Below are 19,785 nucleotides of genomic sequence, written 5' to 3'. Positions count from 1 at the left end.
GGCGACCACCCGGCAGCACGGAGGCCGCGGACCGTGCACGGGACCGGCCCGACGACAGGGGGGACCCTTCATGTCTCATGCTGGAACGGCGGCGACGCCGGTCGACCCGACCGGCCACCGTCCTCGGATCTGTCCGCTCTGCGAGGCGACCTGTGGCCTGCTCGTCGAGTTCGACGGCCGGCTCGCGCGCTCGGTCCGGCCGAACCCGCACGACCGGTTCAGCCACGGGTACGCCTGTGCCAAGGGGCTGGGGCTCGCCCGCCTCGACGGTGATCCGGACCGGCTGACCGTCCCCCTGGTCCGGCGCGACGGCCGGCTGCGGGAGACGAGCTGGGAGGAGGCCTTCGCCGAGATCGGGCGGCGGCTGCCGCCACTGGTCGCGGAGGACCCGCAGTCGGTGGCCGTCTACACCGGCAACCCCGCGGCCCACCACCTGGACCACACCCTGTACCTGCCCGCGTTGCTCGGCGCCATCGGCTCCCGCAACCTGTTCTCGCCGGCCAGCATGGACACGTGGCCGAAGAACCTGGTGACGGCGCTGCTGTACGGCACCGGGATCGGGATGTCGCTCCCCGACATCGACCGCACCGACCATCTGCTGCTGCTGGGCAGCAACCCGGTCGTCTCCAACGGCAGCACCGTCTGCGCCCCCGGGTTCGCCCGGCGGCTGGACGACCTGCGCGGGCGCGGCGGCACCCTGACCGTGGTCGACCCCGCACGGACCCGTACCGCCGAGATGGCCGACCGGCACCTGGCGATCCGGCCGGGCACCGATGCGCACCTGCTCATGGCGTTGCTGTCGGTCATCGACGCGCGGGGACTGGCCGACCCCGGCCCGGCCGGGGCCCACGTCGACGGCCTCGACGAGGTCCTGGCCCTCGCCCGCCCGTTCACCCCCGAGCGGGTGGCGCCGGTGTGCGGCGTCGGGGCGCGGGAGATCGAGGACCTCGCGATCGGGTTCGCGACGGCACCCGCGGCGGTGGCGCACTCCCGGATCGGCACCTGCACACAGGAGTACGGGTCCCTGGCCAACTGGCTGGTGGAGGTCCTGAACATCGCCACCGGCCGGCTCGACGTGCCCGGCGGGGCCATGTTCGCGACACCGCCGGCCGGTGGCCCGACGACCTGGCCGCGTGGTCCCGCCCGGCCGCAGTCCGGCCGCTGGCGGTCACGGGTCCGCGGGCTCCCCGAGATGCTCGGCGAGCTGTCCGTCGCCTGCCTGGCCGAGGAGATCCTCACTCCCGGCCCCGGGCAGGTCCGGGCGCTCATCACGATCGCCGGGAACCCCGCACGCAGCGTCCCCCGGAGTGCGGAGGTGGAGCGGGCGCTGCGCGAGGTCGGGTTCCTGCTCTGCCTCGACACCTACCTGAACGAGACGACCCGGCACGCCGACGTCGTCCTGCCGGCGCCGCACATGTTCGCGCACGGTCACATGGACCTGACCCTCAACCACTTCCAGATCCGCACCGTGGCGCGCTACAGCCCGCCGGCGCTGGACCCGGCCCCCGGGGAGATGCCCGAGTGGCACCAGGTGCTGAGGATCGCCGCGATCGTGCGCGGCACGCCGGACCTCGCGATCGAGACCATGGACGACGAGATCGCGGCCCAGGCCGCCCGGCGGGCCGGACGGTTGTGCGGCATCGGGGCCGAGGACGTGCTCGCGGCGGTGGCCCCGCGCCGCGGACCGGAGCGGCTGGTCGACATGCGGGTGCGCAGCGGGCCCTTCGGGGACCGGTTCGGAGCCGAGGCCGACGGGCTCACCCTCGCGCGCCTGGAGACCACACCGGACGGCGTCGACCTCGGGCCGCTCGAGCCACGGTTGCCGGACGTGCTGCGGACCCCGGGCTCGCGGGTCGACGTCGCCCCCGCGGTGCTCACCGGCGACGTGCCCCGGCTGTGGCAGAGCCTCCGCACCGTCCCCGCCACCGAGCTCCGCCTGATCAACCGACGGCAGCACCGCGGCATGAACTCGTGGCTGCACAACGCCCTGCCCCATCGCGACGACGGGCCCGGTGGCCTGATGATGCACCCGGCCGACGCGTCCCGCCTCGGCCTCGTGCACGGCGAACCGGTGCAGGTCGGGACCGGGTCCGGCACCGTCGTGGCCGAGCTGCGCGTGAGCGGGGACATCCGGCCGGGCGTGGTGAGCCTGCCGCACGGGTGGGGCCACACCGGCGAGGGGCTGCGGATGACCCGGGCGGCCGCGGCCCCCGGCGCGAACGTCAACCGGCTCGTCGACGACCGGCAGCTCGAACCGCTCACCGGGACGCCCGTCTTCAACGGCGTGCCCGTCACCGTGCGGTCCGCCGGGATCGCCGCCCCGGAGGGCGACCGATGACCCACGTGATCACCCGGACCTGCTGCAACGACGCGGCGTGCGTGGAGGTGTGCCCGGTCGACTGCATCCGGCCCCGTCCCGGCGACCCGGGGTTCAGCACGGCCGAGAACCTCTACATCGACCCGTCCTCGTGCATCGACTGCGGCGCGTGCGCGGAGGTCTGCCCGGTCGGCGCGATCGTCACCGACCGGGTGCTCGACGACGCGGGCCGGGCCGGCATGGCCCTGGCCGAGTCGTGGTTCGCTCAGGTGCACCCGCCCCGCCTGCCCGGTCGTGTGCCGGCCCGGACGACGCCCCGGCCGGCGGGCGGACTGCGCGTCGCCGTCGTCGGCACCGGCCCGTCCGGCTACTACGCGGCCCAGGAACTGCTGGAGCGCACGGCGGGCGAGGTGCAGGTGTCGATGTTCGACCGGCTGCCGGTCCCCGGCGGGCTCGTCCGCTACGGGGTCGCGCCGGACCACGGCGCCACCAGGACCTTCGGCGACGGGATGGAGCGCCTGCTGCGCCGTCCACAGGTCCGGCTCCACCTGAACGTCGAGGTGGGGCCGCACGTCTCCGCGGCGGAGCTGCTCGACCGGCACCACGCGGTGGTGCACGCGGTCGGTGCGGCGGGGGAGCGGCGCCTCGGCATCCCCGGCGAGGACCTGCCCGGGAGCCACTCGGCCCGCGACCTCGTCCACTGGTACAACGGCCATCCCGATCACGCCGGGTGGGCCCCGTCGCTGGACACGACGCGTGCGGTCGTGATCGGCAACGGCAACGTCGCGCTCGACCTCGCCCGCATGCTCGTGACCGACCCCGAGGAGCTCGCGACCACCGACATCGCGCCCCCCGCTCTGCACGCCCTGCGCCGCAGCCGGATCCGGGAGGTGCAGGTGGTGGGACGACGGGACCCGGCGCGGGGTGCGTTCAGCACCCCGGAGCTGCTGGGCCTGGACCGCATCGGTGGTGTGCAGGTCCTCGTCGCGGACTCCGAGGCGGTGTCCGGGCCCGCGCCGGAGTTCGCCGCACGGACGAAGGCCGAGGTCGTCGCCCGGTTCGCCGGGCGGGTCGCGGACCCCGCACGCCGCCGCATCGTGCTGCGGTTCGGGCGCACCCCGCGCGAGATCCTGGGCGGGGACGGGGTGCGCGCGGTCCGGTTCGGCACCGCGGACGGCGGGACGGAGGACGTGGAGTGCGGCCTGGTGCTGCGGGCCACCGGGTTCCGCGGCGTCCCGGTGGCGGGTCTGCCCTTCGACGACGAGCGGTCCGCCGTCCCCCACGAGGCGGGCCGGGTCCTGGCCGGCCCCGTGGGCCCGGTGGTGGCGGGCCACTACGTGACGGGCTGGATCAAGCGCGGCCCGTCCGGGGTGATCGGCACCAACCGGACGTGCGCCGCCGAGACCGTCGGCTCGCTGCTCGCCGACCACGCGGCGGGCGGGCTCGTCGATCCCGCGCCGACCGCGGCCGAGGACCTCGACCGGCTGCTCGCGGCCCGCAGGCCGGAGCGGATCGGCCTCGCCGGGTGGCGGGCGATCGACCGCGCCGAGCGGCTCGGCGGGCGCGGGGCCGGCGCCCCGCGCCGCAGGATCGTCACGGTGGAGGGCCTGCTCGCCGCGGCCCGTGCGGAGCCCGGTCACCGGTGACCCGGTCCGTCCGGTGTGGACGGTCCGGGTCGTGCCCCGGTGGTCCCGCGGCGGGTGGCGCCGGGGGCCGTCGCTAGGGCCGCTCCGGCCCGGCCGCGCGGCCGTCGGCGTCCTCCGCGACGTGGCGCAGGAACGCGAGCAGGTTCCCGGTGAAGACGTCGTTGTCGTCGCCCGCGACCATGTGCCCGGTGCCCTCGACCTCGAGATACCAGGCCGACGGCACCAGGTCCAGGAACTCGCGGGCGCCGTCCCGGCTGACCACGTCGGACCCCGTCCCGCGCACCAGCATCGTCGGCACCCGCAGGCTGCGTGCGGCGGCCACGGCCCTGCGCTCGTTCAGGTCCAGGGTCTCCGGGGTGGTCTGCCGCTCGGCCACCATCCGGGGATCCCAGTGCCAGTACCAGCGGCCGTCACGGTGGCGCAGGTTCTTGCGCAGACCGGCGGGGTCGCGCGGCCGGGGACGGTGTGGGTTGTAGGCGGCGACGGCGTCGGCCACGGCATCGAGGGAGGCGAACCCGTCGTGTCCGGCCCGCATGAACCGGGTCACCGCGGAGGTGCCGGTCCGCTCGGTCCGCGGCGTCACGTCCACCAGGACGAGCCCCCGCGCCAGACCGGGGTCCTCGCCGAGGGCGAGCAGGGACGTCATCCCGCCCAGTGAGGCACCGACCAGGACCGGTGGCTCGCCGAGCCGTTCGACGGCGGCACGTAGGTCGCGGACGTGGGCGTCGAGCAGGTAGTCCCCGTCCGGGGCCCACCCGCTCTCGCCGTGTCCACGCAGGTCCAGCGACAGCACCGCCCAGCCCGCTCCGGCCAGCCGACGCGCCGTCCGCCGCCAGGAGTGCCGGGTCTGGCCACCGCCGTGCAGCAGCACCGCGGCGCCGCGCCGGTCCCGGCCGCTCGGTGCCCGGAGGTCGCCGACCAGCACGATGCCGTCGCTCTCGATGCGGACCACGGTGTCGTCCGGCTCGTTGCGGACGTCGGTCGAGGCGCTCACCGGGCGCCTCCCGAGGTCGCCGAGGGCCATTCGGGCACCAGGTGCATCCGGTCGTCGACCCGGTCGGGGAAGCGGGCGGGCCGCTTCTCGAGGAACGACGAGACGCCCTCCGCGACGTCACCACCGCGGCCCAGCTCGTCGATCACCAGGGTCTCCAGCCGGTGGGCCTCCCACGGGTCCGCGGCCCCGAGCATGCCCCAGAGCAGCCTGCGGGACAGCCCGACCGAGGCGGCCGAGGTGTTGTCGGCGATCTCGGCCGCCAGCGCGAGCGCCACGTCGAGGAGCTCCGCCCCGGGCACGACGCAGGAGACCAGGCCACCCGCGAGTGCCTCGTCGGCGCCGAACACACGCCCGGTGCTCACCCACTCCATCGCACGGGAGATGCCGACGATGCGCGGCAGGAACCAGGTCGACGCGGCTTCCGGGACGAGGCCGCGACGGGCGAACACGAAGCCGAAGCGCGCGCTGTCGGACGCGATCCGCACGTCGGACGGGAGGGTCATGGTGGCCCCGACCCCGACGGCGGCCCCGTTGACGGCGCTGATGACCGGTTTGCGCGAGGCGGCGATCCGCAGCGCGACGACGCCCCCCAGATCCCGGGCCACACCGTCGATCGTGCCGTGTCCGGTGGCCGCGTCCGGCGGGCCGAAGGCGAAGGTGTCGGTGCCCCGTCCCAGGTCGGCCCCGGCGCAGAACCCGCGCCCGGCCCCGGTGAGCACCACGGCGCGGACGGCGTCGTCGGCGTCGGCCCGGTCGAGGGCACCGACCAGCTCGGCGGCCATCGTGGAGGTGAACGCGTTCATCCGGTCCGGCCGGTCGAGCGTGATCACCGCCGTGGCGTCACTCCGGTCGTACCGGATCTGCGTGGTGTGCGCGGTGTCGGTCGTCGTCATGGCCTTCCTCCGGCTGTCGTGGCCCGTGCCGGGCGAGTCGAACGGTTACGACGGTGTCGGTGGCCCGAGCCAAACCATAAGGCTGTAGGTTTTCTACCGCGCGGCACGGCGGTCCGGTAGGGGCGGTGCCGCTCAACATGGTGAGACATATGACGTTGAGTGTCGCAGAGACCGGCGGATAGCGTCCGGCACTCCGGACGCGATGCGGCGCCCCCGGGGCGCGGAAGGAGACGCGGTTCGTGACGAACGATCTCGCCGGGACCGTCGAGCGGAGCTCGTTCTTCGTCGGCGGTCGGTGGCGCCCGCCGGCGGGGACCGAGCGCGTGGACATGTTCGAGGCCGCCACCGGCTCCCCGTTCGGCGTCGCCGCCCTGGCCGGCACCGCCGACGTCGACGCCGCCGTGTCCGACGCGCTGCACGGCCCCTGGGGCCGTGCGACCGGCGCCGAGCGGGCCGCGACGATGCGTCGGCTCGGAGTCGCGCTGACGGCCCGCGCCAAGGGCACCGCCGCGCTCGTCAGCCGGGAGAACGGGATGCCCCGGTCGCTGTCGATCGGCGCGAACGGGTTCGCCCCGCCGATGATGCTCGACTACTACGCGGGCCTGGCCGAGCAGCTCGACGTCGACGACCTCCGCTCGGGGACGCTGGCCCGGGTCCGTGTGCGGCGCGGGCCGGTCGGTGTCGTCGCCGCGGTCACCCCCTGGAACTACCCGCAGGCGCTCGCGGCCATGAAGATCGCCCCGGCGCTGGCCGCGGGCTGCACCGTCGTGCTCAAGCCGGCACCCGAGACCGCGCTCGACGCCTACGTGTGGGCCGAGGCGGCCCTCGAGGCCGGCCTGCCCGACGGCGTGCTGAACATCGTGCCGGGTGGCCGCGAGGCGGGGGCGCACCTGGTCGCGCACCCCGGCGTCGACAAGGTCGCCTTCACCGGGTCCACGGCCGCGGGCCGGGCGATCGGCGAGGTCTGCGGACGGCTACTGCGGCCGGTCACGCTGGAGCTCGGCGGCAAGTCCGCGGCGCTGCTGGCCGAGGACGCCGACCTGGACGCGTTCCTGGCCGCGTTGCCCGAGGTGTCGCTGGCCAACAACGGCCAGACCTGTCACGCGTGCACCCGCATCCTCGCCCCCCGCCACCGCTACCGGGAGATCGTCGACGCGATCACCGACACCGTGCGCTCCCTGCCGGTGGGCGACCCGCTGGACCGCGACACCCGGATCGGGCCGCTGGTCAGCGGCGCGCAGCGCGACCGGGTGCTCGGGCTCGTGGCGGCCGGCCGCGCCGCCGGTGCCCGCGCCACCACCGGTGGTGGTGTCCCGGAGGGCCGCGAGCGGGGCTGGTTCGTCGAGCCGACGGTGTTCGCGGACCTCGACAACGACGCCGCGATCGCCCGGGAGGAGATCTTCGGCCCCGTGCTGTGCGTCCTGCCCTACGACGGCGAGGACGACGCGGTCCGGATCGCCAACGACTCCGAGTACGGCCTCGGCGGCACCGTCTGGACCACCGACCCGGGACGGGGACAGGCGCTCGCGGACCGGATCCGGTCCGGCACGGTCGGCGTCAACCACTACGCGCTCGACGTGCTCGGGCCCTTCGGCGGGATCAAGGCGAGCGGTCTCGGCCGGGAGCTGGGCCCCGAGGGACTGTCGCCCTACGTCGCCCTCAAGTCCGTCTACCTCACCCCGGAGAGCCGATGACCGCCACCGAGAACGTCGAGCAGGCCGCGGCACTCTACGAGCGTCGCGGGCACATCGGCCTGATCACCCTCAACCGTCCGCGTGCGATGAACGCGGTCAACGCCGACCTGTCGGCCGCCGCGGGCGACGCGCTCGCGGCCGCCGCCGTCGACGACGAGGTGCGGGCGATCGTGATCACCGGGGCCGGCCGCGGCTTCTGCGCCGGTGCCGACCTCAAGGAGGTCGCGCGCGGACGGAGGATCGACGACCGCGACCACCCGGAACGCGGTTTCGCCGGCCTCGTCCGGCAGTGGGTCGACAAGCCCACCATCGCCGCGGTGAACGGCTTCGCGCTGGGCGGGGGCACCGAGATCGTCCTGGCCTGCGACCTCGCGGTCATCGACGAGACCGCGTCGCTGGGGCTCCCGGAGGTCACCCGCGGTCTCGTCGCGGCCGCCGGCGGGGTCATCCGGCTCGCCCGGCAGATCCCGCAGAAAGTCGCGCTCGAGGCCGTGCTCACCGGGGAGCCGATCAGCGCCGCACGCGCCCACGAGCTCGGTCTGGTGAACCGGGTCGCGCCCGCGGGCACCGCGCTGGAGGTGGCGCTGGCGACGGCCGGGGTCGTCGCCGGCAACGCGCCGCTGTCGGTGCGGCACAGCAAGCGCGTCGTGCACCGGTCGCGCGACGCCGGCTCGGACTGGGACGACGCGGCCTGGGCGCTCAGCGACGAGGCGATGACGACGGTCTTCGGCAGCCGGGACGCCCGTGAGGGGCCGACCGCGTTCGCCGAGAAGCGCGCCCCCCGCTGGGAGGGGCGCTGATGACGGGCGCCGCGATCGCCGGTCTCGGTCTGACCGAGATGGGCAGGGTCTACGGCCGCTCCTCCACCTCGCTCGCCGCCGAGGCGGTGCGCACCGCGGTCGCGGACGCCGGCCTCGGACTCGCCGACCTCGACGGACTGCTGGTCAGCTCCGGGATCAAGCAGGACGTGGGTGTGGGGCTCGCCGCCGTGCTCGGCCTGCACGAGCTGTCGGTGCTGAACCAGGTGAACGCGTTCGGTGCCACGGCGGGCGTCATGGTGGCGCAGGCGGCCCAGGCGATCGCGGCCGGTGCGGCCACGACGGTGGCGTGCGTGTTCGCGGACAGCCCGCTCCGGCCGAAGGAGTCGGCCGGGTCGAGCTACGGCAACCCGGGCCGGCGGTCCGGCGGCGGCGCGGCCGTGCGCGGACTCGCGGGGTGGTCGGTGGCCTCGGGTGCGACCAACCCCACCATCCTCTACGCGATGTGCGCCCAGCGGCACATGTCGCGCTACGGCACCACCTCCGAGCAGCTCGGCGAGATCGCGGTCGCGCAGCGGGCGTGGGCACGGCACAACCCGCTGGCGCAGATGCGTGACCCGATCACTCTCGACGACCACCGGGACTCGCGGTGGATCGCCGAGCCGCTGCACCTGCTCGACTGCTGCCTGGTCAGCAACGGCGCCGTCGCGGTCGTGGTCACTTCGGCCGACCGTGCGGCCGACCTGGCCCGGCCCCCGGTGCACCTGTGGGGTCACGGCCAGGCGCACGCACCCCGCCGGATGCAGGCGGGATCGGAGTGGGGCCTGGTCACCCCGGCCGCCCGGTCGGGGCCGCAGGCGATGGCCATGGCGGGGATCGGCGTCGACGACGTCGACGTCGCCGAGATCTACGACTGCTACACCTTCACCGTGCTGGTGACCCTGGAGGACTACGGGTTCTGCGCCAAGGGCGAGGGCGGCGGTTTCGTCTCGGGCGGCCGGCTGGCACCGGGCGGGTCGCTGGCCTGCAACACCGGAGGCGGCCAGCTGTCGTCGTACTACATGTGGGGTTTCACCCCGTTGTCGGAGGCGGTCGTCCAGGCCCGCGGAGCCGGCGGCGCGCGACAGGCACCACGCAACGACGTCGTCCTCGTCAGCGGGAACGGCGGCATCCTCGAGCACCACTCCACGCTGGTGCTCAGCCCGCACCGCCGGGACAGCGGTCCGGCACGGACCCACGGTGGGAGGAGCCCGCGATGACGAGGTTCCCGAAGGTCGAGCGCGACCCGGCGACCGCAGCCTTCTACGACGCCGCCGCGCGGGGGGAGCTGCTCGTGCAGCGGGGGCCGTCCGGCACCGTCCTGCCCCCGGAGGCGCGCACCGACCCCTCGGACGGTTCGGCCGATCTCACCGGGACCGGGGTCTCCGGGGACGCCACGCTGGTGAGCTGGGCCGTCGTCCACCGGGCCCCGCTCCCCGTGCTCGCGGAAGCGGTCCCGTACGTGAGCGCGGTCGTCGAGCTCACGGAGGGCCCGTGGCTGGTCGTCCGGCTGGTCGGGGACACCGGCGCGCTGCGGGTCGGGGACGCGCTGCGGGCACGCTTCGTGGTGTCGGGCGGACCCGACGACCCGGGGGAGACGTTGCCGGTGTTCGAGAAGGTCGGTCCGGGCCGCTAGGCTCGTCGCGAGGTGGAACGATCCGGGAGGTCACGGGTGGCACGGGGACGAGGTCCGTTCGCGGGTGGGCCGGAGCAGGCCAGGACCCGCCTGGTGGCCGCGGCCGAGGAGTGCTTCCTCGACTACGGCGTCCGCCGGACCACGATGGACGACGTCGCCCGCCGGGCCGGGGTGTCGCGCCCGACGGTCTACCGCTACTTCTCCGACCGGGACGCGCTGATCGTCGAGGTGGTCACCCGCCGGGCCCGGAGCTTCGGTGTCCGCGCCCGCGAGTACATCTCCGGCCGTCCCGACTTCCCGGCGAAGATCGTCGACGGGCTGGGCTACCTGGTCCGCGGCGGCCGGCGGGACCCGATCCTGCGCGCCCTGCTCCAGCCGGACAACCTCAGCGCGACCAGCGGCATCCTGACCGCGGGGAAGGTCGCCGAGCAGCTGACCCTCGAGGTCTGGGAGCCCATCCTGGTGGCCGCCCAGGAGGCGGGCGAGATGCGGGCGGACATCGACCCGCGCGAGCTCTGCGGGGTCATGGCCGACCTGGAGTTCATGATGATCGGCCGCGAGGACCTCTTCGCGCCGGGCGGGCCGGGGGTACGGGAGCTCGTGGGCGACTTCCTGCTGCCCTCGCTCGTGGCCTGAGGCGCCCGCGGTCAGCCGGCTACGGGCACCTCGGCGCGGATCCCGGCCCGGTGGAGGGCGGGCGCGACGTAGGTGCGCAGCAGCGCACGCCGATCGTCGTCGGTGACCGACGGCCGGCTCAGCCGGCTGAGCAGCACGAGCTCGATGAAGGTGAGCCAGGTGCAGAAGTCGGCGACGTCGAGCTCGGCGCGGACCTCGCCGTCCTCCTGCGCCTGTCGCAGGATCGGGGCCCACAGCTCGGTGGTGAGGGTGACCGGGAGCCGGGCGGCGTCCGGGTGGTCCTGCATCCCGTCCATGAACTCCAGGCTCACCAGCTGCTGCACCAGGGGGTCGCGGCTACCCGCGTCGACCAGGAAGAGCATGCCGTCGACGAGCTTGTCGTCGATCCGGCCGCGGGTGTCGATGAACCGCCGGGCCCGGTCGAGCAGATCGCGCGCCCGTGACAGCAGCACCCCGAGGACGAGGTCGTCGCGGTTGGCGTAGTGCCGGTAGACGGTCGGACGGGAGACCCCTGCCTCCCGGGCGATGTCGTCCATCGTCGCCTTGGTGATGCCGAGCCGCAGGTAGCACGCCTCCGCCGCGAGCAGGATCGCCGTCGCGGGGTCGGAGACCCGGTTGCGGGGCGCCTGACGTCGGCCACCGCTCGGGGTTCTCGACATGTCACCTCATTCTCCTGCGATCGGTCGTCAGGATACACCGGCGACCGGGACCGGCCGGGGAACGTCGGGCCGCGCGCGGCGTCCGGTGGTCCGTCCGGTCCCGTGCCGGGTCCGCCGTCCTCCGGATCGATCGTGACACGCGAGACGAAGAACGGGAATTGTCGCCCGTAGTGACAGCGACCACCGACAGCGCGCGACAGCTAACCTACGATGTGTAGGTAAGGAGTGATCGGGTCGCGACGAGGCGGCGACGACCGAAGGGATGCAGGGCGTGAGCGGTACGACCACCCAGCACGACATCCTCCCGCTGGCCGGGATGCGCGTCATCGACCTGGCGGAGGGGGCGGGGGAGGGCTGCGGCCGGTTCCTGGCCGACCTGGGCGCCGACGTCCTGCGGATCGAGCGGCCGGGCGGGTCGCCCGGCCGCGCCGACCCCATCGGCTTCGGTCTGGGCAACGCCAACAAGCGGAGTGCGGTGCTGGACCTCGACGGGGCCGACGGGGCCGGGCGGTTGCTCGCCGCGGTGGCGGGTGCCGACCTGCTGATCGAGTCGTTCCGGACGGCGGAGGCGCAGGCCCGCGGACTGACCCCGGAACGGCTCCTCGAGGCCAACCCGGAGCTCGTCGTCGTCTCGATCACCGACTTCGGGCGGACCGGGCCCTACCGTGACCGTCTCGCCGACGAGGACGTCCTCGCCGCGGCGGGCGGCGTGCTGTGCCGCTCGGGCAGGCCCGGCCACGTTCCGCTGCTCCCGCCCGAGGGGGTCGTGGGCCAGGTCGTCGGTGTGCACGCTGCGTGGGCGGCGCTCGTCGCCTACGTCAAGCGGCTCCGTACCGGCCGGGGCGAGCACGTCGACGTGTCCGCGCACGAGGCCGTGGTGCACGGCGTCGACCCGGCGTTCGGTGCCCAGGGGACCGCCGCGGCCGGCCGGGCCGAGAGCTTCCCGCGTGACCGTCCGGACGCCGCGGACTTCTACCCTGTCTTCCCCTGCGCCGACGGGCACGTCCGGATCTGCCTGCTCGCGACCCGGCAGTGGCGCGCGATGTTCGGCTGGCTCGGCGAGCCCGCCGAGTTCGCCGATCCCCGGTTCGACGCCATCCCGGCCCGCTTCGCCGCGGCCGGGCGGCTGCACCCGCTGATCGCCGCCCTGTTCGCCGGCCGCAGCCGTGACGAGCTGGTCGCGGAGGGCACCGCACGCGGCATCCCGATCGCCGGGATGCTCGACGCCGACGAGGTGCTCGCCGCCGATCACTTCCGCGAGAGCGGTTCCCTGGTCGACGCCGAGCTGGGCGACGGGCTGCGGGCCCGGGTGCCGTCCGGCTACGTCACCGTCGACGGCGTGCGTGCGGGTCTGCGCGCCCCCGTGCCCGCGCCCGGCACCGACACCCTCGGTTTCGCTCCGGCGCCCGTGCGTGATCTCGGCCTGCCCGGGCAGGCCGAGGGCGAGCGGCCGCTGGCCGGGCTGCGGGTGCTGGACCTGGGGATCATCGTGTTCGGCGCCGAGCTGGGACGGCTGTTCGCCGACCAGGGCGCCGACGTGATCAAGATCGAGAACAGCGCCTTCCCGGACGGGCTGCGGCAGACCCGCAAGGGGGGCGGGATGAACCCGTCGTTCGCCTGGGCGCAGCGCAACAAGCGCGGGCTCGGGCTCGACCTGCGCAGCGCCGAGGGCAGCGGGCTGTTCCGGGACCTGGTGGCCCGCGCCGACGTGGTGCTGGCGAACTTCAAGCCCGGCACCCTGGAGTCGCTGGGCTTCTCCCACGCGGAGCTCGCCGCGGTCAACCCGCGCATCGTCGTGTCCGACAGCAGTGCGTTCGGCTCGCGCGGCCCGTGGCGCGGACGGATGGGCTACGGCCCGCTCGTGCGGGCGGCCTGCGGCCTCTCCGAGCTGTGGCGTGACCCCGCTGCCGACTCGTCGGCGCCCGAGGCGTTCTGCGACGGCTCCACGGTCTACCCCGACCACGTCGCCGCCCACGTCACCGCGGTGGCGGTGCTGGCCGCCGTGATCGGGCGGTCCCGCACCGGCCGGGGTGCCGCGGTCGACACCGCCCAGGCCGACGCCGCGCTCATGGCGCTCGGCCCGACCCTGGCCCGGGCCTCGTTGCGTCCCGGCACGGAGACGGCCGAGGGCAACGCGCGTCGCGGCAGGGCGCCCGCCGGGGTCTTCCCCTGCGCCGGCGACGACGAGTGGTGCGTGGTGTCGGTCGCCGACGACGTCCGGTGGCGGCGCCTGGTCGCCGCCACGGGTCTGCCCGACGACCCGGACCTGCGGACGGCGGCGGGCCGGCTCGCGCGCCGGTCCGAGATCGAACAGGCGCTGGGCCGCTGGACGGCCGAGCGCAGCCCGGACGAGGTCACCCGCGTCCTGCAGGACGCGGGTGTCCCGGCCGCGGGGATGCTGCGCCTGCCCGACGAGCTGACCGATCCCCAGCTCGTGGCCCGCGAGGCGTTCGGGGTCCTGGAGCACGCGCAGCTGTCCGCCCCGGTGCCCACGGGCGCACGCATCGCGCGGTTCTCCTCGGTGCCCGACCCGGAGCTGCGGCCCGCGCCGATGCCGGGTGAGCACACCCGCGAGATCTGTGCCGAGGTGCTCGGATCGGGTGCGGACGAGATCGACGGGCTGGTCGCCGCGGGCGTGCTCCAGGCGCCCGTCGAGGCGCCGGCGGACCGGTAGGAGCCCGGTCACCCGCTTCGGGGGTCGACGACATCTCCCCGTGTCTCTACGTTACCTTGAGACAACTTCCGTCGTTTGTCATGTTGCGTGTCACCGTCGACCGAACAGGAGCGACCCATGACCACCACGAAGGCCGAGCTCGAGCCCAGCCTCGTCGTCGATTTCGACATCTACGACCCCTCCCTCACGATGCCCGTCGACCGGATGCAGGAGAAGGCGGCCGAGCTGGCCGCCATCGGACCCATCGTCTGGTCCACCACCCACGGCGGGCACTGGCTCGTCACCTCCTACGAGCACGTCCACGCGATCCTGCGCGACCCGCAGACGTTCTCCAGCCACCCGAACAACCTCGTCGACGCCGGGCAGGGCAAGTTCCTGCCGATCGAGCTGGACCCGCCGGAGCACACCTCGTACCGGCAGGCGCTGCAGCCGCTGTTCAGCCCGAACCGGATGCGGCAGCTGGAGCCGCGCATCCGCGAGATCGTCGTCGAGCTCCTCGCCTCGTTCCAGGCCGACGGGAAGGTCGAGTTCGTCGAGAAGTTCGCCCACGAGCTGCCGACGCAGGTGTTCCTGGCCCTGATGGGCTGGCCGCTCGAGGACGCGGGCCTGTTCACCGAGGCGACCGAGATCGCCCTGAACGGACGCCCGGGCGACACCCCCGAGCAGGCCAACGAGTCGCGGACCGCGGCGGCGTACGAGATGTTCGGCTACTTCATGAAGGTCATCGCGGGCCGGCGGGCGGCGATGGAGGCCGGTGAGGCCTCGGCCGACGACGTCACGAACGCCATCATCGCCACCTCCATCACCGACGTCGACGGCGTCGAGCGCCCCCTCACCGACGACGAGCTGGCCCGGATGTTCTTCCTGCTGCTCATCGCGGGTCTGCACACCACGCAGGGGTCGTTGGCGTGGATGATGCTGCACCTGTCGCAGAACACCGAGGAGCGCGACAAGATCATCGACGATCCGGCCGCCGTGCCGGCCGCGGTCGAGGAGATCCTGCGTTTCGAGGCGGCGGTCGCGATGGGCCGCAGGGCTCTGGAGGACACCACCGTCGGTGGGGTCACCGTCCGGGCGGGCGACCAGCTGCTGCTGCTCCTCTGTGCCGCGAACCGGGACGAGCAGGAGTTCGAGGAGCCCGCGACGCTGGACGTCGAGCGGACGCCGAACCGGCACCTGACGTTCGGGTCCGGCCCCCACCGGTGCATCGGCTCGCACCTGGCCCGGCTGATGCTGACGATCGCCGCCGAGGAGATCCACCAGCGGATCCCGGACTACCGCCTCGACCCGGAGGACCCCCCGGTGGTCCTGCCGAGCCAGGTCCGGGGATTCGCCCGGTTGTCACTGCGGTTCACGCCGGTCACCACGGGCTGAGCGCCCGCACGGCCGGGTGCCGCGGGCGGGACCGGGCCGTACGGGCCGCGCCCGCCCGCGACCGTGGCGGCGCGCCCGGTCCTCCCGTCGCGGGAGGCCGGGGCGCCGGTGCCCGGGACGCGGCGGCGGACGGCCGCACGGTGTACGAGGAGGAGGACGAGATGGACCAGCATCTGACGGTGGACCGCACGGCGTGCGCCGGACACGGTCTCTGCTACAGCACGGCGCCCGCGCTCGTCGACTGCGACGACCAGGGTGACCCGGTCGTGCCGGCCGGTCCGGTGCCCGAGGAGCAGCTGCGCGACGCGCGGCGTGTGATCGACATGTGCCCCGAGCGGGCACTGGCGCTGCAGGCGGTATCCCAGCCGGCGTGACCGGCGGGCCGTCCGCGGCTCCGTGACGAGGAAGGTGGCATCGAGGTGGGACGGTCGGACGCGGCATCCGCGGAGACCCTGGAGATGGAGGTCGCCGAGCGCGAGCCGGTCGCCGACGGCGTCGTACGGCTCACGCTGCGGCGCCCGGACTCCGCGCCGTTGCCGGTGTGGGAGCCGGGCGCGCACCTGGACCTGCACCTCGGTGCGGACCTGGTCCGGCAGTACTCGCTGTGCGGTGACCCGGCCGACCGCACCGCCTTCCAGGTCGCGGTCCTGCGCGAGCAGGACGGCCGCGGTGGCTCCGCGCACGTGCACGACGTGCTGGAGAAGGGGACGGTCCTGACCGTCCAGGGCCCGCGCAACAACTTCGCCCTGGCCGGGTCGGACGAGTACCTGTTCGTCGCCGGCGGGATCGGCATCACCCCGATCCTGCCGATGGTCGCCGCGGCGGAACGCGCCGGCGCGCGGTGGCGGCTGGTGTACGGCGGCCGGGCCCGCGGCTCCATGGCGTTCGTCGACGGACTGGTGGACCGCTACGGGGACCGCGTGGACGTGGTCCCGCAGGACGAACGCGGCCTGCTCGACCTGGACGGTCTGCTCGGTGTGCCGCGCGACGGCGTGCTGGTCTACTGCTGCGGGCCCGAGCCGTTGCTGGCGGCCGTGGAACAGCGGTGCTCCGCCTGGCCGCCGGGTGCGCTGCACCTGGAGCGGTTCTCGCCGAAGGAGGTCGCCGAGCCGGGCACCGGGGCGACGACGTTCGAGGTCGAGTTCGCCGGGTCCGGCGTGACGGTCGAGGTGCCGCCGGGGGTGAGCATCGTCGACGCCGCGGCGGAGGCCGGGGTCGAGATCGAGACCTCGTGCCGCGAGGGGGTCTGCGGCACGTGCGAGTCCGCCGTGCTGGAGGGGGTCCCGGACCACCGGGACTCGGTACTCACCCCGGACGAGCAGGCGGCCAACGACGTGATGTTCCCGTGCGTGTCGCGGTGCCTGTCCGGGCGTCTGGTGCTCGACCGCTGAGCGACTCCCGGCGGCGACGCCGGGCCGGAGCGTGGACTCCCGCTCAAAACCTTAAGGCTGTAGGATAATGACCGGACCAGTTCTCGATCCGCGACGTCTGCTGTCGCGGGAGCAGGAGGCGACAGTGGCGACCGACCAGAACGGGGCCAGTGCCCGGCAGGCGGATGAGCTCGTCGCCCGCAACGATCGGATCCGGCGGGCGCTCGACCACATCCGCAACGACAGCACCGACGAGTTCGACGGCGTCTCCTCGTTCACGGCGGAGGAGTTCACCGACCCGGAGATCGCCCGGCGGGAGCGCGACGCGGTCTTCGGCACCGTGCCCTCGATCGTGTGCCACGGCAGCGAGATCCCCGAGCCGAACGACTTCATCACCCTGCAGATGCCGCGCAACAACGTGATCGTGGTGCGGCAGAAGGACCGCTCGGTGAAGGCCTTCGTGAACCTCTGCCGGCACCGCGGAGCGTTGCTGGAGGAGCAGGAGAAGGGCCGCTGCCGGCTGTTCTCCTGCGGCTACCACCGGTGGTCCTACGACACCGACGGCTCGCTGCGCGCGATCACCCGCGACAACACCTTCGGCACGATCGACCGTTCCCGGTACGGCCTGATCGAGCTGCCGACCGAGGAGCGCCACGGGTTCGTCTGGATGATCGACGACGCGGACGCCCGGATCGACGTCGCCGCGTGGCTGGGTGCGGAGATGGACGGCATCCTCGCCGGCTACGGCATGGACAAGCTGGTCTCGGCACAGGCCGAGGGCTTCGACGAGCCGGTCAACTGGAAGATCATGCAGGACGCGTTCCTGGACGGGTACCACATCCAGTACGCACACCCGAACACCGCGGCCAAGCACATCCACACCAACGTCATGGCCGCCGAGGACTTCGGTCGGCACGCGCGCTTCATCGCGCCGCGCAAGACGATCGACAAGTACCTCGAGGAGCCCCCGGCGCCCGACGAGGATCTCTCGCCCTACATCACCGAGACCCACTTCCTCCTGCCGAACAGCACCCTGCTGCGCCAGCCCGACCACTTCGAGCTGCTCACCTTCCGGCCGCACCCCACCGACCCGGGCCGGTGCCGGATGGAGATGCGGCTCGTCGTGCCCACGATCGAGGACTCGGGCATGACCGAGGAGCGCTGGCACAAGATCTGGGACAAGAACTGGAAGATCCTGCTGGCCGTGCTGCACCAGGAGGACTTCCCGCTGCTGCGCAGCTCCCAGCGGGGCATGACCAGCGCCGACGCCGGCGGGATGCTGCTGGGGCGCAACGAGATCATCAACCAGATCTTCCACCGTGAGCTGCGGAAGCTGGTCTCGTGATCGATGTCGAGTGGTACCGGCCCGACGGCCCGGGCCTCGCCCCCGACGTCGAGGCGGAGCTGCGGGAGATGCTCGTCGAGGCGGCGGAGGCCGACGTGGAGGCGGGCTTCCCCCGCCTGTCGGTCGACGACCCGGTGGAACCGGGCACGTCGTACCTGCTGATCTGGCTGCTGCCCGACGAGCGGTCCGGGCGCACCGTGCCACTGGTGCCGAGCCTGGCGGGATTCCTGCGCGTCGAGCCCCTGCGCGACGAGGACGCCGGGACCGGCGAGGTCTCCTACGTCGTGCGGCCCGCGTACCGCTCGCGGGGCATCACCACCCTGCTGATCGAGAAGATCGGGCTGGAGCTCGGGACCCCCGACGGCTGGCAGGGCACCGGTGTGTCCCGCCTGCGGGTCTGGGCCCGGGCCAACCACCCGGCCGCGCTGCGGATGGCGCTGCGGTTCCGCCGCTACGGGATCCGCACCGCGCTGCGCGAGTGGCAGATGCTCGCACCGGTGCGGATCGGCAGGGAGGTCGATCCCGGTGCCGAGTCCCGCGGACCGGACGTGCACGAGGTCACCGCGGGCGCCGGGCGCGCGGCCGCCGCCGAGCTGTGGACGGCGTCCGGGCGCAGGCACGCCCCGCCGGACCGCTGGGTGCTGCTGGTCGGCGGCCCGGACGAGCGGCCCGACGGCGCGGTCTGGATCGACCCGGACTCCGCCGAGCCCACCGAGTACGGCACCGCGGGCCGCCTGGTGGCCGTGGTGACCCGGGACGGTCGTGCGGACCGTGAGTCGGACCCGTTGGTGCGTGCGCTGCTGGTGGCCGGGCTGGAACACCTGCGCGACGCCGGTCTGCGGGTCGGCGCCGCCACGATCGACTCGGAGGACCGCTCGCTCGTGCACGAGGCACGGACCCTCGGGTTCATGCACGACCAGACCGACGTCCAGTACACCGTCGAGAACCGGACCGCCGAGCCCCGGCCGGCGGCCCGATGAACCCGCCGGAGGCGGCACACCGATGACCGACACACGATTCCCCGACGTCCCCACGGACCTGGCCGAGGGGGTGGAACGCCACGGCCGGGCCGTCGCCGCCGGCGAGAACGACGTGGTCCTGGCCGACTTCCGGCGTGACCGGATCGGCCAGCTGCTCGCCTCGGCGCGACCGCCGGACCGCATGAACGCATCCGAGCTGCTGTCGATCGAGCCGGGCCCGGACGAGCTCTACACCGCACACATCCGCTACACCGGCGCCGGCGGTGACCAGGCGGTCTTCCGGTCCCGCTGGATCGAGATCGACGGCACGTGGCTGGTCACCCAGGTGCGGAACGTGCCGGACACACCGCCGGTCACGCCCTTCGCCGAGCCGTCCGAGGACGGCCTCGACACCCCGCACTGGGAAGGGCTCGCCGCCGGCGAGCTCCGGATCCAGCACTGCCCCGCCTGCGACGAGTGGATCTGGTCCCCGCGCCCGATCTGCCCCGCCTGCCACCACGGCGAGCTGGAGTGGCCGTCGGTCGAACCCGTGGGAACGATCTACGGCTGGACCCGGACGTGGCAGGCGTTCCACCCCTCCGTCACCGGACACCTGCCCTATGTGGTCGTGGCCGTGGAGCTGCCCGCCGCGGGCAACCGCCGGGTCGTCGGAGTGCTGCTCGACGGTGACGGCGCCGACGTGCACGTCGGCCTGCACGTGAAGGCCGAGTTCGACAGCGCCCCGGATCCGGCGACACCGCCGTTGCTGCGCTGGCGCCTGTCCTAGGAAC

The 19,785-nt window shown here is 74.1% G+C and carries 17 protein-coding genes; 14 read left to right on the top strand and 3 right to left on the bottom strand.

The features are described 5' to 3' along the window. Nucleotides 1-70 precede the first annotated feature (70 nt). Nucleotides 71-2,338: a molybdopterin dinucleotide binding domain-containing protein gene (locus KPL60_RS08020; protein ID WP_226365411.1), complete on the top strand. Its 2,268-nt coding sequence runs from the start codon at nucleotides 71-73 to the stop codon at nucleotides 2,336-2,338. After that, nucleotides 2,335-3,963 carry a 4Fe-4S binding protein gene (locus tag KPL60_RS08015; RefSeq protein WP_226365410.1) on the top strand — a complete coding sequence of 543 codons (1,629 nt, stop codon included), beginning with the start codon at nucleotides 2,335-2,337 and terminating at the stop codon, nucleotides 3,961-3,963. Before KPL60_RS08020 ends, KPL60_RS08015 begins: the two co-directional genes overlap by 4 nt. Nucleotides 3,964-4,036: 73 nt before the next feature. On the opposite strand, the gene KPL60_RS08010 is transcribed toward KPL60_RS08015, so the two are convergent. Together KPL60_RS08010 and KPL60_RS08005 are read right to left on the bottom strand one after the other, a co-directional pair. Then, complete coding sequence (locus KPL60_RS08010; protein ID WP_226365409.1) at nucleotides 4,037-4,957, bottom strand: alpha/beta fold hydrolase; 921 nt, start codon at nucleotides 4,955-4,957, stop codon at nucleotides 4,037-4,039. Beyond that, a complete protein-coding gene (locus KPL60_RS08005) occupies nucleotides 4,954-5,850 on the bottom strand; it encodes an enoyl-CoA hydratase-related protein (RefSeq protein ID WP_226365408.1) in 897 nt (298 codons plus the stop codon). Before KPL60_RS08005 ends, KPL60_RS08010 begins: the two co-directional genes overlap by 4 nt. Before the next feature lie 239 nt (nucleotides 5,851-6,089). Here KPL60_RS08005 and KPL60_RS08000 point away from each other — a divergent pair, with 239 nt between their 5' ends. Genes KPL60_RS08000 through KPL60_RS07980 form a run of 5 tightly spaced genes read left to right on the top strand, consistent with a single transcriptional unit; the run spans nucleotide 6,090 to nucleotide 10,613 of the window. Then, entirely contained in the window at nucleotides 6,090-7,544 is a 1,455-nt protein-coding gene (locus KPL60_RS08000; RefSeq protein WP_226365407.1) for an aldehyde dehydrogenase, read from the top strand. Next, nucleotides 7,541-8,344 carry a crotonase/enoyl-CoA hydratase family protein gene (locus tag KPL60_RS07995; protein ID WP_226356740.1) on the top strand — a complete coding sequence of 268 codons (804 nt, stop codon included), beginning with the start codon at nucleotides 7,541-7,543 and terminating at the stop codon, nucleotides 8,342-8,344. The genes KPL60_RS08000 and KPL60_RS07995 overlap by 4 nt, the downstream gene beginning before the upstream one ends. Beyond that, the gene (locus tag KPL60_RS07990) at nucleotides 8,344-9,561 is read left to right on the top strand and encodes a thiolase family protein (protein WP_226356741.1); all 1,218 of its coding nucleotides are present in this window, start codon (nucleotides 8,344-8,346) and stop codon (nucleotides 9,559-9,561) included. Before KPL60_RS07995 ends, KPL60_RS07990 begins: the two co-directional genes overlap by 1 nt. After that, nucleotides 9,558-9,977, top strand: a complete 420-nt coding sequence (locus KPL60_RS07985; protein ID WP_226356742.1) for a Zn-ribbon domain-containing OB-fold protein — start codon at nucleotides 9,558-9,560, stop codon at nucleotides 9,975-9,977. Before KPL60_RS07990 ends, KPL60_RS07985 begins: the two co-directional genes overlap by 4 nt. A 36-nt stretch (nucleotides 9,978-10,013) precedes the next feature. Further along, complete coding sequence (locus tag KPL60_RS07980) at nucleotides 10,014-10,613, top strand: TetR/AcrR family transcriptional regulator (protein ID WP_226356743.1); 600 nt, start codon at nucleotides 10,014-10,016, stop codon at nucleotides 10,611-10,613. Between the two features lie 11 nt (nucleotides 10,614-10,624). Here the strand turns inward: KPL60_RS07980 and KPL60_RS07975 are convergent, their stop codons facing one another. Further along, nucleotides 10,625-11,272: a TetR/AcrR family transcriptional regulator gene (locus tag KPL60_RS07975; protein ID WP_226356744.1), complete on the bottom strand. Its 648-nt coding sequence runs from the start codon at nucleotides 11,270-11,272 to the stop codon at nucleotides 10,625-10,627. A gap of 271 nt (nucleotides 11,273-11,543) precedes the next feature. Between KPL60_RS07975 and KPL60_RS07970 the strand changes: the two genes are divergently transcribed. The 7 genes from KPL60_RS07970 (at nucleotide 11,544) to KPL60_RS07940 (ending at nucleotide 19,781) form a co-directional block, all read left to right on the top strand. Further along, on the top strand, nucleotides 11,544-13,946 hold the full coding sequence (locus tag KPL60_RS07970) for a CaiB/BaiF CoA-transferase family protein (RefSeq protein WP_226365406.1): 2,403 nt from the start codon (nucleotides 11,544-11,546) through the stop codon (nucleotides 13,944-13,946). A gap of 117 nt (nucleotides 13,947-14,063) precedes the next feature. Further along, complete coding sequence (locus KPL60_RS07965) at nucleotides 14,064-15,320, top strand: cytochrome P450 (protein ID WP_226356749.1); 1,257 nt, start codon at nucleotides 14,064-14,066, stop codon at nucleotides 15,318-15,320. A gap of 161 nt (nucleotides 15,321-15,481) precedes the next feature. Then, nucleotides 15,482-15,694, top strand: coding sequence for a ferredoxin (locus KPL60_RS07960; protein WP_226356750.1), 213 nt, complete (start codon nucleotides 15,482-15,484; stop codon nucleotides 15,692-15,694). A gap of 84 nt (nucleotides 15,695-15,778) precedes the next feature. Then, nucleotides 15,779-16,711, top strand: coding sequence for a PDR/VanB family oxidoreductase (locus KPL60_RS07955; RefSeq protein WP_226357475.1), 933 nt, complete (start codon nucleotides 15,779-15,781; stop codon nucleotides 16,709-16,711). Between the two features lie 67 nt (nucleotides 16,712-16,778). Next, on the top strand, nucleotides 16,779-18,035 hold the full coding sequence (locus KPL60_RS07950; protein WP_226365405.1) for an aromatic ring-hydroxylating dioxygenase subunit alpha: 1,257 nt from the start codon (nucleotides 16,779-16,781) through the stop codon (nucleotides 18,033-18,035). After that, a complete protein-coding gene (locus KPL60_RS07945) occupies nucleotides 18,032-19,015 on the top strand; it encodes a GNAT family N-acetyltransferase (RefSeq protein WP_226365404.1) in 984 nt (327 codons plus the stop codon). Before KPL60_RS07950 ends, KPL60_RS07945 begins: the two co-directional genes overlap by 4 nt. A 22-nt stretch (nucleotides 19,016-19,037) precedes the next feature. Then, a complete protein-coding gene (locus tag KPL60_RS07940) occupies nucleotides 19,038-19,781 on the top strand; it encodes a Zn-ribbon domain-containing OB-fold protein (RefSeq protein WP_226365403.1) in 744 nt (247 codons plus the stop codon). Nucleotides 19,782-19,785 lie beyond the last annotated feature (4 nt).

Origin of the sequence: Pseudonocardia sp. ICBG162 (genome assembly GCF_020496225.1) — a bacterium.
Classification (GTDB): domain Bacteria; phylum Actinomycetota; class Actinomycetes; order Mycobacteriales; family Pseudonocardiaceae; genus Pseudonocardia; species Pseudonocardia alni.
Note: the sequence above shows the minus strand (reverse complement) of the source record. Positions and strands in the feature narration are given on the sequence as shown.